At 62.1% G+C, this 14,515-nt stretch carries 16 protein-coding genes; 11 read left to right on the top strand and 5 right to left on the bottom strand.

The window, feature by feature from the left end; all coding sequences use genetic code 11:
- Positions 1-11: 11 nt before the first annotated feature.
- The 6 genes from SR3_RS18805 to SR3_RS31435 all read left to right on the top strand — a co-directional run bounded on the left by SR3_RS18805 (position 12) and on the right by SR3_RS31435 (position 3,635).
- Positions 12-716: a hypothetical protein gene (locus SR3_RS18805; RefSeq protein ID WP_157098959.1), complete on the top strand. Its 705-nt coding sequence runs from the start codon at positions 12-14 to the stop codon at positions 714-716.
- A 1-nt stretch (position 717) separates the two neighbouring features.
- Complete coding sequence (locus SR3_RS18800; RefSeq protein ID WP_068089771.1) at positions 718-1,206, top strand: hypothetical protein; 489 nt, start codon at positions 718-720, stop codon at positions 1,204-1,206.
- Between the two features lie 34 nt (positions 1,207-1,240).
- Positions 1,241-1,852 carry an NAD(P)-dependent oxidoreductase gene (locus tag SR3_RS18795; protein WP_068089768.1) on the top strand — a complete coding sequence of 204 codons (612 nt, stop codon included), beginning with the start codon at positions 1,241-1,243 and terminating at the stop codon, positions 1,850-1,852.
- A gap of 24 nt (positions 1,853-1,876) precedes the next feature.
- Positions 1,877-2,629, top strand: coding sequence for an SDR family NAD(P)-dependent oxidoreductase (locus SR3_RS18790; RefSeq protein ID WP_068089766.1), 753 nt, complete (start codon positions 1,877-1,879; stop codon positions 2,627-2,629).
- 145 nt (positions 2,630-2,774) lie between these two features.
- Positions 2,775-3,317, top strand: coding sequence for a cupin domain-containing protein (locus tag SR3_RS18785; protein ID WP_068089765.1), 543 nt, complete (start codon positions 2,775-2,777; stop codon positions 3,315-3,317).
- A gap of 81 nt (positions 3,318-3,398) precedes the next feature.
- Positions 3,399-3,635: a hypothetical protein gene (locus SR3_RS31435; RefSeq protein ID WP_169805663.1), complete on the top strand. Its 237-nt coding sequence runs from the start codon at positions 3,399-3,401 to the stop codon at positions 3,633-3,635.
- A gap of 323 nt (positions 3,636-3,958) precedes the next feature.
- Here the strand turns inward: SR3_RS31435 and SR3_RS18780 are convergent, their stop codons facing one another.
- Both SR3_RS18780 and SR3_RS18775 read right to left on the bottom strand, forming a co-directional pair.
- Positions 3,959-4,333: a hypothetical protein gene (locus SR3_RS18780; protein WP_174549165.1), complete on the bottom strand. Its 375-nt coding sequence runs from the start codon at positions 4,331-4,333 to the stop codon at positions 3,959-3,961.
- A 30-nt stretch (positions 4,334-4,363) separates the two neighbouring features.
- Positions 4,364-5,254 (bottom strand): NmrA/HSCARG family protein, encoded by an 891-nt coding sequence (locus SR3_RS18775; protein WP_068089761.1) that lies wholly within the window; start codon positions 5,252-5,254, stop codon positions 4,364-4,366.
- 104 nt (positions 5,255-5,358) lie between these two features.
- Between SR3_RS18775 and SR3_RS18770 the strand changes: the two genes are divergently transcribed.
- The 5 genes from SR3_RS18770 to rsgA all read left to right on the top strand — a co-directional run bounded on the left by SR3_RS18770 (position 5,359) and on the right by rsgA (position 10,052).
- Positions 5,359-6,222, top strand: a complete 864-nt coding sequence (locus tag SR3_RS18770; protein ID WP_245653988.1) for a LysR family transcriptional regulator — start codon at positions 5,359-5,361, stop codon at positions 6,220-6,222.
- Positions 6,223-6,428: 206 nt separating this feature from the next.
- Positions 6,429-7,265, top strand: coding sequence for an SHOCT domain-containing protein (locus SR3_RS18765; protein WP_068089759.1), 837 nt, complete (start codon positions 6,429-6,431; stop codon positions 7,263-7,265).
- A gap of 246 nt (positions 7,266-7,511) precedes the next feature.
- Complete coding sequence (locus SR3_RS18760) at positions 7,512-8,627, top strand: extracellular catalytic domain type 1 short-chain-length polyhydroxyalkanoate depolymerase (RefSeq protein WP_068089757.1); 1,116 nt, start codon at positions 7,512-7,514, stop codon at positions 8,625-8,627.
- A 239-nt stretch (positions 8,628-8,866) separates the two neighbouring features.
- A complete protein-coding gene (locus tag SR3_RS32680) occupies positions 8,867-8,989 on the top strand; it encodes a hypothetical protein (protein ID WP_281198736.1) in 123 nt (40 codons plus the stop codon).
- A 7-nt stretch (positions 8,990-8,996) separates the two neighbouring features.
- The gene (gene rsgA / locus SR3_RS18755; protein WP_084455707.1) at positions 8,997-10,052 is read left to right on the top strand and encodes a ribosome small subunit-dependent GTPase A; all 1,056 of its coding nucleotides are present in this window, start codon (positions 8,997-8,999) and stop codon (positions 10,050-10,052) included.
- A gap of 124 nt (positions 10,053-10,176) precedes the next feature.
- Here the strand turns inward: rsgA and SR3_RS32675 are convergent, their stop codons facing one another.
- The 3 genes from SR3_RS32675 to SR3_RS18740 form a co-directional block, all read right to left on the bottom strand.
- Positions 10,177-11,256, bottom strand: a complete 1,080-nt coding sequence (locus tag SR3_RS32675; protein ID WP_068089755.1) for a hypothetical protein — start codon at positions 11,254-11,256, stop codon at positions 10,177-10,179.
- A 26-nt stretch (positions 11,257-11,282) separates the two neighbouring features.
- A complete protein-coding gene (locus SR3_RS18745) occupies positions 11,283-13,439 on the bottom strand; it encodes a TonB-dependent receptor (RefSeq protein WP_084455706.1) in 2,157 nt (718 codons plus the stop codon).
- 116 nt (positions 13,440-13,555) lie between these two features.
- Positions 13,556-14,470 (bottom strand): LysR family transcriptional regulator, encoded by a 915-nt coding sequence (locus SR3_RS18740; protein ID WP_068089752.1) that lies wholly within the window; start codon positions 14,468-14,470, stop codon positions 13,556-13,558.
- Positions 14,471-14,515: the final 45 nt, after the last annotated feature.

Raw genomic sequence — 14,515 nt, 5'->3', positions numbered from 1 at the left:
ACGCGCCATCCTTGGGCGCCAGCTTCGATCCACGCCTCACGTACCCAGTCGGCCTGGATCAACCTCGGGAGCAGGGCTGCCAAAAGCCCTGCTCCATTTTTCCTGACCAAGAGGGCATGATGACACACTGGGCGCCATTTTTTCTGCTGACGATGACGGGAGCTGCTGTCCTGGCTGCTCCAGCCAATGCCGCGCGTGCCACTGACCCCCTCGCTGGCTATTACGGCAACACGATGATCTGCGCCGGCGGCCAGACAGGCAACGATCTCTGCCATCTCTGGCTGGAGCGCGATGGAACCATGGTCAACATCGACCCCAGCGGCATCCATAAGGGTCATTACACGCGAGGGCCGAAACGGCGCGATGGCAAGGTGCCCATCTGTCTGTTCTACGATACGTCCGACATGGTCATTCCCGCCGAGGCAATGGCCCCGCCGCCAGGCATGGCAGGGAAGCCACCGCCGCCGATGCCCAAGGGCGGGGTGATTTGCACAATCAGGAATTTCCGCTCGACCTGCACCATCCACGAAAGCGAGGAGGGGCTGGACCCGGCGCAAAGGGAGCGGCTGCACATGACCATCGCAGCGCGTTTCCATACCGGCATGTGCTATCCGCTTCCCGCTGCGCAGCCGGGGAAGAGTTGGTATGAGGAGGACGATCCCATGCCCAGTCAGAACGGTATCGACAAGGTCTTCCTGGTGAAGGGACACCGCTGAGATGCGCGCGCTTCTGACAATCGCTGGTCTGCTGGTCATGGTCAGCGGGCCACTGCAGGCCAATACGCCGCTTGGCCGCCCTGCCGCGCCCGGCCCGCAACCGGCTGTGCCGGTTCCAGCGGTGTACCTCACCAATTCGGTTGTTTGCCATGACCCGGCTACCGGGGCGACCTGCCAGTTGATGCTCGAGGCCGATGGCCGCTACATCGTGGTGATCAACCGAGGGCAGCAGCCGCAGATGCCTAGCATCGATGGCCCGTGGCAGATCGAAGGGCGAACGGGGCATTACAAGCTGCGCCGTCCGGGTGGGGCCACGCAGCTTTGCCTGCAACCCGACAATGGCAGCGGTAGCTACGACAGTGAGCGCGCAGGAGAACTGTTCGCGGGAGCAGGGTGCTATCCCTTCACGCTCCACGCTTTGGGCGAACGCTGGAACGAAACCGACAGCCAGGGGCGGGTCAACACGCTGTGGCTGGTGGCCGGGCGCTGAGCCGCCGCCAAGGACTGACCAACAAGGAGATACCATGAAAGTTGCCCTTATCGGTGCTGGCGGGAATGCCGGCCAACGCATTCTGAGCGAGCTGGTTGCGCGTGGCCACCATGTCACCGCTCTGGCCCGCACGCCGGGCAAGGTGCCCGTCCATGAGGGTGTGGCGGTGCACCAGCTCGACGCCAGCGATGCAGATGCGGTGACCGCTGCCGTGGCCGGGCATGATGCGGTGATCAGTGCAGTCAAGTTCAAGGAGGCTGACCTGCCCGGCATGGTCGGTGCGATCTTGGCCGCTGGCGTCACGCGCTTTCTCACCGTGGGTGGCGCCGGCTCGCTCTTCGTGACGCCCGGCGTGCGTGAAATGGACGGACCGGGCTTTCCCGAATTCGTGAAACCGGAGGCCCGGGCGGGCTCCGATTTCCTCGACTTTCTGAGGACCACGCAGGGGCTCGACTGGACCTTCATCTCGCCCTCGCGGATCTTCGAGCCGGGCGTGCGCAGCGGTACCTATCGCATCGGTCAGGAGGATCTGCTCTTCGACGCATCGGGCAAGAGCTGGATCTCCATGGAGGATTATGCCGTGGCCATGGCCGATGAGCTTGAACAGGGGCGCCATCTGCGCGCCCGCTTCACGGTCGGGCAATAGGCGCGGATCGATGGGAGGTTGGAGATGAGTGATCGCTTCGCGGGCAAGGTCGCCCTCGTCACTGGCGGTACGCGCGGGATCGGGCTGGCCACGGCCCTTGCGCTAGCCGAACAGGGTGCGTTTGTGTTTGTCACAGGCCGCAGCCGGGAGGCGCTCGATGCGGCGGCGGCGGTTCATCCGGGGCACATCGTGCCTGTGATGGTCGATGCCAGCAAGGCTGACGATATCCGACTGCTGCAAAGCGCGCTGGCCGAAAGCCGCCGTAGGCTGGATATCCTCTTTGCGAATGCCGGAGGGGGAAGCTTCATTCCCTTGGGGGCGATCGAGGAGGCTGATATCGACGACGTCTTCGCGATCAACGTCAAGGGGCTGGTGCTGTTGGTGCAACAGATGGCGCCGATGATGCGCGACGGTGGTTCTATCGTGTTGATGTCTTCGATCACGGCGCGCACTGGCACGCCGGGGTTCTGCCTATACAGCGCGGCCAAGGCGGCCGTCCGCGCGCTTGCTCGCAACTGGCTGCTCGATCTCAAGGAGCGAGGCATCCGGGTCAATGTCGTCAGCCCCGGCCCGACCGACACGCCAGGTCTTGCCGCCTTGGCGCCGGATGCCGAGGCCGCCGCAGGCATGAAGGCGATGTTGTCGTCTCGAATTCCGTTGGGGAGGCTGGGCCGCGCCGAGGACGTTGCCCAGGCCGTGCTGTTTCTGGCCAGCGACGAGGCCAGCTTCATCAATGGCGTTGATCTGGCAGTGGATGGCGGCATGTCGGAAGTCTGAGGCGAACTTGGCAAGCATCGGAGATACCGGGGGTGCCGACCCCGCGCCCGCCCTTCCAGCGCTTTGGTGACAGGGCGGTTTTTGAGATCGGGGTGACCGGGGGTTACGACCTCGTCTACAATTTACAGCAGAGAGTGGTCAAAGCATGAGCTCTATTCTTTCCGACAGTGGCCTACCGCCGATCCAGCGCGTGGTGACGGGACATGACGATCAAGGCCGCGCGATCTTCACGATTGAAGATGTTCAACCCACACGGTTAATAGCCTCCGGCGATGCCAGTTTCCTGACGATCTGGTCTACCCAAACTGTTCCGGCCGACAACAATGACGAGCGCGACGGTCGCGATCTCCCCACCGGTCTGACGCTGGAGCGTGGCAGTGTTATACGCATCACCGACATGTTGCCAGGCAAGGAAAGCCCGATGCATCGAACCAACAGCATCGATTATGGCATCGTGTTGAAAGGCGAGATCGAGTTGGAGCTGGAGGATGGCCGCAAAAAAGCTATTTGCGAAGGCGGGATCATTGTTCAGCGTGGGACAAAGCATCTATGGCGCAATGTCAGCGACCAGGTTTGCCGTATTGCTTTCATCCTGATTGAGGCACCGGCCTATTTGCATAAGGAGCAACCTTTGCATGAAGCCAAACCCGAGCAGGTCCATCCGGCTTACACAAAGGCAAGCGTCTGATCCGGTACCAGCTAAGTCTAGAGGATGTGGATCAGCATTTTGCATTTGCGGCTGGGACGGCGGCGGTTCAAGCGCGGCCGAATGACTCCTTTTGACGGCTGGATGCTTTGGCATCATGTCGCCGGGATGATGGGCGGCTCGTTTCTGCTGGCGTGGATATTCAGCGGTTGGCTGTCGGTTGATCCGTGGCGGCCAGTTCCGAATGTGCCTGATCGAGTTTATGCTGCCACAAGGGTCTTGCCGCCGATCGATTTTGTTCACTTGCGCTGTGTCGCGATAGATGTGCGGCGGGTGAAGGTGACCAAATATAGCGGCTAGACAGTGAAATCGCTCTTTGCCACTGCCGGTCCGGCGGGTGTTCGTGGCTTCAAGCCTGCAACAGCAACCGCCGCAAGAGGCGTTTCTCGCGAGGGGGGCAGCATCTCTGGTGTCCGATGGTCATTTGACTGCGGGTAATCACCCGTGCGCTAGCGATGCATATTGGTGCGCGGTCTGAACCGCGCCGGAGTTGCAGGAGGATATCTCGGAAGAGATGAATGAAAGGCAACAATTCCAGAGATGACTGGAACCGCCCAATGGCCGGTTTTCAGCGAGCGGTGCCAGCGAGCATGTTGTGATGAATTTCCGCTGGTGCTTGCGCCTCACCCGATCTGCCGCGCGGCTGCCAGCGCCGTGTCTTCCGGCCGGGTGTTGAAGGCGATGGCGGCCTGGGGCGCGGCCTTGTGGACGGCGTTGATCACCTGTTCGAACAGGGCTAGGCTCTTGGGCGGCAAGCGCAGGCCGCCGCCGATCACCACGCAGTTATAGGACTGGGTGCGCAACGCGCGATCAAGCTGGGCCAGTCCGGCTTCATCCGGGGTGATCATGCAGGGATCGACCTGCCAGCCGCGTTCCTCGATCGTTTGCACAGCAATAGCGATGCCGGCGTTGATCTTGGCGGCATCGAAGCCGGGCGGCAGTGCAGGGTCGGAGAAATCGACGGTTTCGGGCTTTTGGCCGATGAAGAGAATGCGCATTATAAGGGTCATCCTTTGTGTGAAGAGGGTTTAGGCTTGGGCCCAGCTTGCGGCGGTGTCCGTGGCGAAGGCCTGGTAGGTGCGCGGCGGATGGCCCAGCAGCCCGGTCAGGCGGGCGATGTCGCTGGCACTCGCCACCGCGCCATCGCCCTGATAGCGGCGCATCATCAGCACCATGTCATAGGCCAGCCAGGCCGGGCCAAAGCCTTTGAGCCGCTGTTCCAATGCTTCGAGATCATCGCCGCCATACTTGATCGGGCGGGCCAGAACCTTGCTCCACAATGCAGCCAGATCGTTGCCGGTCAAGGCTTCCGGGCCAACCAGTTCATAGGTTTCGCCGGGGAGGGGGCTCTCCGTATGCTCGCGGCGCAGCAAAGCGTTCGCCGCCGCCTCGCCAATGTCGCGGATGTCCACCATCGAGATGCCTTTCGCACCAACCGGCATGCCATAGACACCGCCACCCAGCAGCGCGTCATTCTGGCGCAGATCGTTCTGCATGAAATAGGCTGGGCGCAGGATGGTGGCAGGCAGGCCCAGCGCCTGGGTCATCCTCTCGACCGTCACCTTGCTGGCGAAATGGGGGACGTCGGCATAGGCCTCGCCCTGGAAGACCGAGAGGTAGACGATGCCCTTCACCCCAGCATCGCGCGCGGCATTCAGGGCCAGCATGGCCTGCGTCAGTTCATCGGCGGCGTTGGGGGCCAACAGAAACAAGGTGGAGACGCCCTTCAAGGCGGCCCGCACGCTGTCTACATCCGACAGATCGCCCTTGATGACCGTGATGCCGGCAGGCAAGCGCGCGGTGTCGGGCGAGCGGGTGAGGGCGCGAACGGTGGTGCCTGCCCCTTGAGGATGGCTTTGCAAAAAGTGGAGTACCTGCGTGCCGATGGTGCCGGTGCTGCCTGTTACCAGTATGGTCATGGGATCGCTCCTTGTTTGATCCAATTTTCGATGGAGCCAAGGTATGCGTTTCATTTTTTATCGAAAGGTGGCATATTCGAGACATATCGTCTTGAAAATGGAACATGGGCTTGGATCTCCACGCGCTCGCTGACTTCAATCTGGTCGCCACCCATGGCGGCTTTGGGCGCGCCAGCCGCCAGTCCGGGCGCTCCAAGGCCACGCTCTCTCGCAAAGTGTCAGAACTGGAAGCGAGCCTTGGCGTCAGGCTGATTGATCGCGGTTCGCACACCCTGCGGCTGACCGATGAAGGGCGCGCACTGCACCAGCGCACGCAAGGCCCGCTGTCCGAGATCGCCGAGGCGCGCGAGGCCGTCGCAGCCGGCGCTTCCGAGCCGCGCGGCAAGCTGCGCATCAGCGCGCCGATCGTGCTTGCGCATGTGCTGTTGCCCCGAGCGGCTTCGGCATTTGTTGCGGCCTATCCGCAAGTCGAGGTGGAGATCGTTGCCGAGGACCGCAAGGTCGATCCGGTGGAGGACAATTACGACATCGTGATCCGCGTCGATCCCGACCCGGAGGAGCGCCTGATCGGGCGGCGCATCGTCGAGGACGACCGGTTGCTGATCGGCCCGGCGGACATGGCGGTAACGCTGGGTGAGGAGGAGCAGGCCGTTCCGGCGGTGGTTCACCCGGTCACTGCGGATGGCGACATCTGGCGCATCGAAACCGGCCACGGCATCGGTCTGCTGCGTCCGCAGGGCCGGTTGCGATTCTCCTCCTTTCTGATGGTCCGCGATGCCGTTCTGGCCGGGGCAGGGGTGGCTATTGTGCCGTCGCTGTTGGTCAGGGAGGATCTGGCCGCCGGGCGCCTGAGGCTATGGGGCAGGCAAGCCGGGCCCAAGGTCGAGATTTGGGCGCTGCAGAACTCGCGCCGGTTGACCAGCTTGAAGGTCAGGACTTTTGTCGAAGCGCTGGGCGCTATGGTGTGAGCTTTTGGTCCCTTGGGCTCGAACAGGGCGGCTATGCGCGCCAGGTTGGAGTGACCGGTAAGGACGCTTTGGACATGGCCTGATTGATGCGCTGAGAAAACGCCTGTTTTTCGCGATGCCGGCATGCCAGTGCAGGATTAATCTGTTAGGCTGCCCTGGCTTTGCCGTGCGCCACCGCATGGACACCCAGCGGACTGGAACGCATCATGCAAATGCTCACCCCGGATGGCCAACAGATGGTCGATGCCATCGCCGTGCGCCATGGTTTCAGTGCCGATGCCGTCCAGTCCTTATTGCTGGCCTTGGCCGCCGGGGGTGGGCGGCAGGCCCAGTTCAATCATTGGGAACTGGGCGGCATGGGGCAATGGTCGCAGGGTGGCATGATCATGATCGGCGACATGTTCAACAACGGGTTGAAATATCGCGTTGACAGCCTCTGCAATGATCTCACGATGGCCATGCAGAACAACTGGCCTTTCGCGCCGGTGCCGATGCCTCCGGCCGCTCCTGCCGTGCAAAGCCAGAGCCAGTCGGGCGGCGGGGCCAGTTTTTTCACCTCGAACGGATTCGGGGGTGGTTTTGGGCATCGATGGCCGGCGGAACTGGGCCAGCCATCCTCCACCGGATCGCAGAATGACCTGCATTACGCGGTCTTTCCCGAAACGCGCCGTCTGGCGCTGGATCAGGGCGGACATATTTCGGTCTATGATACGGGCGACCACTGGATCACGGGCTTTTCACAGGCTCAAGGTGGCGGCCAGTCGATCACCTTTACCAGCCAGTACGGGCTGGTCAGGCTCAGCGATTTGCCTCAGATATCCCCCGGTGTGGCAAGTGTGCCGGAGAACACGCCTTCTGGTGGCATCACGCCTGCGCCGGTCGCGCCTGCTCCGGCGGCAAATTTTTCCGGTGGCGAGGGACATGCCATGTCGGCGGATGAAATTTTCTCGCGTATCGAGCGGCTGGCTGGTTTGCACGAGAAGCAGATCATCACGGCCGAGGAGTTCAATGCCAAGAAAGGCGAGCTGTTGGCCCGGCTGTAACGGCTTGATAAAGATGCTTTCATGCTAGGCAAGGTTGTTTCTTTCCGGCCTGCCTTTGGTGGCGTCCTGCGCGTTTGATACATTGGCTGTTCCGCTCGCCCATCGGCAACGATGCCATCTTCGGCTTCCACCCGGCCCGCATCGGCCTTTATTGCCTCGGCTCGTTTATTGTGCGATGCAGCAATCATTCATGCTGCATGTGCGATATGAGCGCGTGCCGATCCCTGTCGGCGCCGGAGACCCATCATGGTGCAATTAAGCTCTGTTGCGGCGCAAATAGCCAGATTAAGCGCGAACAGCCTCTCGGGAACCGGGGGCATCGGTGCTTATCGCCTCAGTGATTTGACCGACTTCGGATCGAACCCCGGCGCCTTGTCGGCACGTTTTTATGTGCCTGCCGGAATGGTTGCCGGTGCGCCGCTGGTCGTGGTTCTGCATGGATGCACGCAAACAGCCGGTGGTTACGATCACGGGGCGGGCTGGTCTCAACTGGCCGACGAACTGGGTTTTGCGCTGCTGTTCCCCCAGCAGGAACGCGCGAACAACCCCAACCTCTGTTTCAACTGGTTCTCCCCGGTGGACGCCCGGCGCGGATCGGGTGAAGCCTTGTCGATCCATCAGATGATTATGGCGATGCGTGCCAGGCACCGGATCGACACGGATCGTATCTTCATCACCGGGCTGTCGGCGGGCGGGGCCATGGCGTCCATCATGCTGGCGACCTATCCCGAGGTTTTCGCAGGCGGCGCCATCATCGCCGGCCTTCCTTTCGGGGCGGCGCGTTCCGTCACCGATGCCTTTGCCCGGATGCGCGGCGATGGCTATCCGTCCGACGCGGAGCTGGCCGCCGCGATCCGCCATGCATCCGATCATAAGCGGCGCTGGCCGCGTATCTCGGTCTGGCAGGGTAGCGCCGATCAGACCGTGGCGCCGTCGAATGCGGACAGGATCGTGGCGTCCTGGCGGATTGTGCATGGGCTCCCGGATGAGCCGACGCAGCGCATCGTCACTGGCGGTATCCGGCATGAACGCTGGAGCAATGCCGAGGGCGAAGCGGTGCTGGAAGCCTATGACATCGCTGGTATGGGCCATGGTACGCCGTTGCGCACCACTGGCCCCGGCGGCTGCGGAGCCAGCGGTCCTTTCATGCTGGATGTGGGCCTGTCCTCCACACGCCAGATCGCGCAATTCTGGGATCTGGGGGATGGTATCCCATCCGCAGACACCGGTATCGATCCAGACCGTGCTGCGCCATTTGAACCTGCCGCAGATGCGCGTGCGTCTTCATGGGCCGGGACAAGACCTGCAACGGTCGGTGCCGTGATTGCGGATGCCTTGCGCGGCGCGGGCTTGCTGCGCTGATTGCGCTTGCTTTTGCCGCTCTGCACGCAGGACAAGAGGGAGTTCAGGGTGCTTGATGGGACTTAACGAGATGGCCACAATGAGGTGCCCGGCAGGCAAGGCCGCAAGAGCACCGGTAACGTCAATGCGATCACGCCTTGTCACCGATGGCTTTTCGTGAGCAAGAGGCTGGCATCAGCGCTTTGCGGAAGGCCAATCGGGCTAACGCGGCAGCTGATGCCCAGCAGACAGGATCGAACATGTCCAACATCCGCACCGCCAACAAGAGGCACAAGCGCTCACTCACCCTGACACTCGCCCGCAGCAAGAAGTTGGCAAAGTCTCCCGCCGAAAAAGCCAAGACTGTCAAGACCAACGGCTGATTTCGCGATGGTGCGTCCGCTCGTTTCCGGCCTGGACGCAAGTTTGATTGAACTGGGCTGGACGCCATTCTTCAGTTCGCAGCTTTCGCCCGACGATCGGGCAAGCCTGTGTCCAGTCCGTATCATGGCGGTTCACCGCGGCAAGATCGCCGTGCGCGGCTTGCTCGCCGGCGCGGTGTCGGAACGGCTAATCCCGCCTTATGTTGCGCAGGCCCAGGGCGAAGACTCGCACGCGACGGTCGGTGACTGGCTGCTGATCGATGAGGCAAGCTCGCAGATCGCGCGCATCCTGCGGCGGGCCAGCCTGTTCACGCGCCGCACACCGGGCAATCAACGCAAGCTGCAGCTTATCGCTGCCAACGTCGATACGCTGTTCATCGTGGCGTCGTGCGATCAGGATTTCAATCTGGCCCGGCTTGAACGCTATCTGGTGATGACGCGCGAGGCGGGGGTGACCCCGGTGGTCGTGCTGACCAAGGCTGACCGGGCCGATGATCCGGAAACATTCGTCCAAGCGGCCCGCGCCTTGCAGACCGACCTACAGGTGATCGCCGTCAACGGCAAGGATCTGGCAAGTGCTGGCCGCCTTGCGGCGTGGTGCGGCCAGGGCAAGACGGTTGCGCTGATGGGATCATCCGGCGTGGGCAAATCGACACTGATCAAGACGCTGACCGGATCGCAACGCATCGTCACGCAGGCGGTGCGCGAAGGCGATGGCAAGGGGCGCCACACCACCACCGTGCGGGAGATGCACCGGTTGGATCAGGGCGGCTGGCTGATGGATACGCCCGGCATGCGCGAGCTTCATCTTTCCGAGGCGGCCGAGGGGCTCAAGGAGGTCTTCGATGACATCCTGTTGCTGGCTCACCAGTGCCGCTTTTCCAATTGCGGGCATGATGTCGAGCCTGATTGCAGCGTGCGGGCCGCAATCGCCACTGGCAAGTTGGATATGGCAAGATTCATGCGCTGGCGCAAATTGACATCGGAAGATGCCTCGAGTGCAGGTGGGCGCAGGATGGTGTCACGCACTTGGCAAAAACGGGTTCAATCTTCAGATCGATGAATGATGGCAATCGTCGTTGATGTTGCGGCATCCGGAAAGGCGGCTTGCGTAGAGAAAATGTACCTAGCCACCTTTTACCACCCGACCGAGGCAAAGCAGATGTTAATTCGGTTCCCAGATAATATCAGTTTTCTGGGTGTTTGGGGTCATAATGCACAGGTTGCGGGTCGATTTCGTAATGCCCCGCAATGAGCATGTGAAAATCCGGGCGAGCCAGCATGGCCATCCGGTTGCTCGCGCCTTCGAAAAGCACGACCAGATCGCGCCCGTGATGGACTGCCGAGGCATAGGTCAGGCGGTATGGCTGCGACCCCAACATCAACTGCGAGGCGCCCGTGATGCGGTTGGCATGGTAATGCCCGGCGATCAGATGGGCCTCTTCCAGCAGCGGCACGCTGTGTGTGACCGGATCGACTTGCGCGCTGTCATAGACGATACGGGCGATGTCGATCTGGCCGGGCTTGTACATGGTGCTATCCTCGGGGGCGATCTGGTCGACGGTGACGGTCACCTTAAGGGCCACCAGATGGCCACCCTTGCGCGGCGTCAGCGCAGGCAGCGGTTCGGGCTTGGGAGGCCCACCCATGCCGACCGGGGGAAGCCCCGCAGGAGGAAGCCCCGCAGGAGGAAGCCCCGGCGCAGCCGCTCCCAGCATTTCCGGCGGCATGCCCGAGACATTGGCGGGCGGCCCCTTGCCGGTGATAACCCAATCGATCTCTGGCCCCGAGAGCACCTCATCGCTGACGGTGTAGGGGCCTGACAGCTCCAGCCCTCCGTCCGATTGGCGACGGATCGTCATGCGGTGGCTCTGCTCGTCGAACAGGATGGCATAGGGGTTCCACATCTGCGTCCCATCCGGTTTCAAGCGTACGGCGGGCGAGGCCGCCATATGATAGGTGTAGGGCTTGTGGCCGAGATCGAGCCAGGCATTGCTCACCGGCATTTCGGCGGCATCGGGATGAAAGGGGATATGCATCGGCGTATGCTGCTGGTGCAGGATCGCAACATGATGAGTGACGGGATCGATGGCGGCGTCATCATAGAAGATGCGCGCTTCATGGATCTTGCCCACATCCTCCTTATGGCTGGGATCGGCCTGATCCATATGGATGAAAATGTCACGTGCCACGATCTTAGCATGGGTTTGGGGGGCGGCAAGGATGGCAGCAGTGATGACGGCCAGCAGGGAAGGCTGTTTCAGCATGATCGGTCCTGTCGAAATGGAGGGCATCAGAAGCGCAGGTTGACGCGCGCGCCATAGGTGCGCGGCGCCTCGAAACTGCGATAGGTGGAGGTGGCGATGATCGAGGATTGCGTGACCCGCAGCGCATTTTCCAGATTGCGCACAAAGAGTGTGAATTCGAACCCGCCCCGCGCGGGCTGGAAGGTCAGCGCGGCGTCGCTGGCGGTCCAGCCATCGGCATGGGCGAGGGGCGAACGGTTGACGGCGGTCTGGAAATGGGTGCGCCAACTGGTGCTGATGTCGGCGCGGATATGGGCGCCGTCTTTCAGATCCACGGTATGGCGCCATGATGCCGAGCCCGCCCAGTGCGAGACGAAGGGCAGATCATAGCCATTGTAGACATAGGAGCCCGTCGCGGCGTTGTAGACCGAGGCATCGCCGGTGAAGACGGCGGCGGGTACGGCGAAATCAATGAATTTGGCATCCTCATAGGCGATGCCGAAACTCAGCTGGTCATGGCGGGTGGGGGCGATCACCGCCTCGGCCTCAGCGCCATAGACATGCACCTTCCTGGCGTTGAAAGGCGTGGGGAAGAAGGGCGGGCGGATCTGCTGCGACTGGTAATTGCTGTAATCGTAGTAATAGCCGGTGAGGTTGAGATGCAGCCGGTCCCCCGCGAAACGGCTGCGCAGGCCGCCTTCATAGCTCATCAGCTTTTCGGAATTGTAGGAATTGTAGGGCGCCACGCCCTCGGTCAGCGCGCCCGCATGATAGCCGCTGGTGACGCTGGCATAGGTCATGATGCGCTGGGTCAGGTCGAATTCGGCCGCCGCACGGAAGCTGGCATTGTTGAAATTGCGTGCGCCCGAGGCAGGCAGGACCGTGGTGGTGGCGCCCACCGTCAGCGCCTGCTGTCCCTGCTGCGACTTGTGATCATGGGTGTAGCGCAGTCCCCCGGTGAGGCTTAGTCTATCGGTCAACGCATAGGTGCCCTGCGCATAGGCGGCATAAGATTGTGCATCGATATGGGGTTCGTCGGTCACCGAGCGGAGCAGTAGCGGGCCATAGGTGCCCGGCACCAGTGGCTGGCCGATGTTGTTGCGATAGTTCTGGTTCTCGGTGAAGACATAGAGCCCGGCCAACCAGCTGAACTGGCCGCCGGTCCTCGCGGTGTTTTTCGAACCCAAACGCAGATCATGGGTCATCTGGCGCGCGTTGTAGTAAGCGCTGGAAATCGAGCCGAGCTGGGCGATGTCCGAAAGCTCGTGATAGACGGTATAGGCGCCGATATAGGTGACGGTGAGCGTATCGAGATCGAGGCTTAATTTGCCGCTGCCGCCATAGTAATCGGCATTGCGGTGGCCGAAATCCTGCGGATAGGGCGCAGTGGCGCGCGGGTCGGCAGGGTTGGCGTACGGATAGAGCACATCAGCCGGGCCATGTCCGCCGTGATGATCGTAAAAGCCGCTCAGCAGCAGGGTGAGGTTGGGCGCCAGCGTCGCCAGCCCGCGCAATTTGGCCGAGACATCATTCTTGTCGTTCCAGCGGTTGGCGATGTAGCCGTCATGCTTGTCCCATGACACCGCGCCGCGCAGGGCCACGCTTTCGCTGACGGGCGTGTTGAACACGGCCTGAAGCTGCGAGGCGTTGTAATTGCCCAGTTCGGCAGAGAACTGGCCTTCCTGCCGGAACACCGGCTCGTTGGAGATGACGTTGATCGCCCCGCCCGTGGCATTGCGGCCATAGACCGTACCCTGCGGTCCGCGCAGCACCTCCACGCGCTGTACATCGAGGAAATCGGTGTTGGCGGCATTGGGGCGGGCGACATAGATGTCATCGATGCTCATCGCCACGGCCGGATCGCCCTGCGGATTGGGGTTGACGGTGACGATGCCGCGAATGGCGATGTTGGTGCCCGAACCCAGCGTGGTCACATGCAGGCTGGGGATCGAATCCTGCAAAGAGGACGCATCGGTGATGCCCTTGCGGGCCATCTCTTCGCTGTTCACGGCGGTGATGGCCAGCGGCGCGCGGCTGATGCTTTCGGCGTGGCGCATGGCGGTGACGATGATGTCCTGCACGCCGGCTGCGGGCGGCTCGGCGCCATCGCTGCCCGACTGGGCCAGCGCGATCGAGGCCTGCGCGCAGGTGCCGGTGATGAGCAATGCCAGCGCCCGGCGTCGAAAATGTCTGGAATGGACCATGGAACCCCCTCTGGTGCTGCCTCTGTGCGGGCAGGTAGGAGGGTGGTAGGTCGAGGATGATGACCAACAAAATCATCGTTTATGATGCGCTTCATAAACGATGTTTATAGAGCGTTTCAGGCGTTTTCGTTTTGAGGAAAGGCGAAATGATGACGAAATGGCTCCAGCGTTTCGGCGATTTTATCGCGAAACCAGCGCGATGTCGGATCGCTGTTTTTGCAGATGGGCCATTGCATGTGGATCATCGTCGCCGGATCGCTGCACGGCAGGACTTCGAGCGGGCTGGAACAGCGCTGCTTCTGGAATTGTGCGAGGCTGCCGGGCACCCGGGCCACCAGATCGGATGCGGCCACCACGGCGGGGATAAGCGCCGCACTCATCTGCGCCTGAACGCGTTGAGGCTGCGTCCCTGTGGTTTCGCCGCGCGGCAGGATCGCCCGCACCTGAGGCAGCGCCGCCAGCACGGCTTCATCGACGCCGGGGCGGGCAATGGGATGGCCGCGCCGCGCGATATAGACCCATGGCTCGGCAAAAAGCATGTCGTGTAGGTGGTCGGGCAACAGCTGGAACAGCGGCTGGACAGTGACATCGACATCGCCATGCATCAGCATTTTCCAGGCGCCGGGGCTGGGGTTCATGCAGGTGACGCGCGAGAGTGGGGAGCATTTGCTCACCTCCCGCACCACATCGGGCAGGAAGATGGAGGCCAGATGATCGGGGGCCAGCAGAATGAAATTCTGCTCGGCATGGGCAGGATCGAAATGAGGCCGGGCCGATACCAGCGCCTGAGCATCCGCCAGCAACGCCCGCAAAGCCGGTTGCAGCCGCTGGGCAAAGGGTGTCAGCACCAGCCGCGCGCCATGCTTAGCTAGTAATTCATCGCCAAAATGCTCACGCAGGCGGGCGAGCGAGTTGCTGATTGCAGGCTGGGTGAGGGCAAGCCTCTCGGCGGCGCGCGTGATGCTCAACTCGGTCATGATCATGTCGAGTGCGCGCAGATGGCGCAGGTCGATGGAATCGAAAATCCTCATGGGTCGATCATGGGCATATTCTTGGCATGCACCAGCCTCGTTTTA

It is taken from the genome of Novosphingobium rosa NBRC 15208 (genome assembly GCF_001598555.1).
Classification (GTDB): Bacteria; Pseudomonadota; Alphaproteobacteria; order Sphingomonadales; family Sphingomonadaceae; genus Novosphingobium; species Novosphingobium rosa.
Note: the sequence above shows the minus strand (reverse complement) of the source record. Positions and strands in the feature narration are given on the sequence as shown.